Origin of the sequence: Candidatus Accumulibacter aalborgensis (assembly GCF_900089955.1) — a bacterium.
Lineage (GTDB): Bacteria > Pseudomonadota > Gammaproteobacteria > Burkholderiales > Rhodocyclaceae > Accumulibacter > Accumulibacter aalborgensis.
On record NZ_FLQX01000074.1, the window covers coordinates 1 to 1,172 of the forward strand.

The 1,172-nt window shown below is 61.5% G+C and carries 2 protein-coding genes; both read left to right on the plus strand.

Annotated features, from left to right (window positions below; translation table 11 throughout):
* The first annotated feature begins 356 nt into the window (after window positions 1-356).
* A complete protein-coding gene (locus ACCAA_RS04705) occupies window positions 357-551 on the plus strand; it encodes a type II toxin-antitoxin system VapB family antitoxin (RefSeq protein WP_186406084.1) in 195 nt (64 codons plus the stop codon).
* Entirely contained in the window at window positions 548-949 is a 402-nt protein-coding gene (vapC, locus tag ACCAA_RS04710; protein ID WP_186406085.1) for a type II toxin-antitoxin system VapC family toxin, read from the plus strand. The genes ACCAA_RS04705 and vapC overlap by 4 nt, the downstream gene beginning before the upstream one ends.
* Window positions 950-1,172: the final 223 nt, after the last annotated feature.

Below are 1,172 nucleotides of genomic sequence, written 5' to 3' on the forward strand. Positions count from 1 at the left end.
CTGTCCTCTACTCTACCCGACGGCTCCTTCACTATATGTTTGTTTGAATGTTAGACCTGACCCCGTCGCCCTGCTATGACCCCGTCGCCCTGACCCCGTCGCCCTGATCCCGTCGCCCTGATCCCGTCGCCCTGATCCCGTCGCCCTGACCCCGTCGCCCTGACCCCGTCGCCCTGACCCCGTCGCCCTGACCCCGTCGCCCGTGACCCCGTCGCCCGCATGCGTCGTGCGATGCCGTCCAGACGCCGCGCGGCCCGCCGGCGTTGAAGGCGTCGGCGTCGGCGGGTAGCACCGCCAGTTGCAGGACTGCTTCGCCGCAAATAGAATGTGCATGTTTCTTCAAGAGCTTACACACCATGCGGACGCACATCGTGATTGACGACCAGTTGATGGAGGATGCGCTACGCGCGACGGGATTGAAGACCAAACGCGAGGCGGTTGAACTCGGGCTGCGCACCGTGCTGCGCTTGCGCCAGCAAGAAGAGATACGACGCTTCCGCGGCAAGCTGAACTGGCAAGGTGACCTGGAGGCCATGAGGGCCGACAAGTGATTCTGGTTGATTCCAGTGTCTGGATCGACTACTTCCGTGGCACTCGGACCGTACAGACGGACAAACTCGACAGCCTGCTGGGAAACGAGCCTCTGGCCCTGGGCGACCTCATCCTGACCGAGGTGCTGCAAGGCTTCGGCAGCGACCGTGACTTCAACGAGGCGAAGAGGCTGCTCACTTCCCTGGTGGTCGTTGATCTCGGTGGGCTGGATATCGCCGTTCAGGCGGCGAAGAATTACCGTGCGTTGAGGGCGCTGGGCGTTACGGTCCGCAAGACGATTGACACGATCATCGCGACGCGATGCATCGACAGTGGCTACACCTTGCTGCACTGCGACCGGGATTTCGATCCGTTCGTGACACATCTGGGCCTCCGCAGTGTGCTGCCAAGTGAATAGCCTTGGGTTGCTTCGGCGAAAAGTCCGGACGCGGGTGAAAACGTGACATCTCTGTATGCGGAGCGGAAAATCGTAGTCCCCGACTGCTCCTCGCTTTTCCACATTATGTGTTTGTCGGAATGTTAGAACTGACCCTGGACTCCCTGCTGGACTCCCTGTGTGAAGCTGACCAGGTAACGATGCGCCTTGGCCGCCGGCATGCCGGCGTTGCGCGCCACATCAC

Bases quoted from the DNA above. Each gene is read 5' to 3' on its own strand.
- ACCAA_RS04705 (WP_186406084.1), top strand. From the start codon at position 357: ATGCGGACGCACATCGTGATTGACGACCAGTTGATGGAGGATGCGCTA.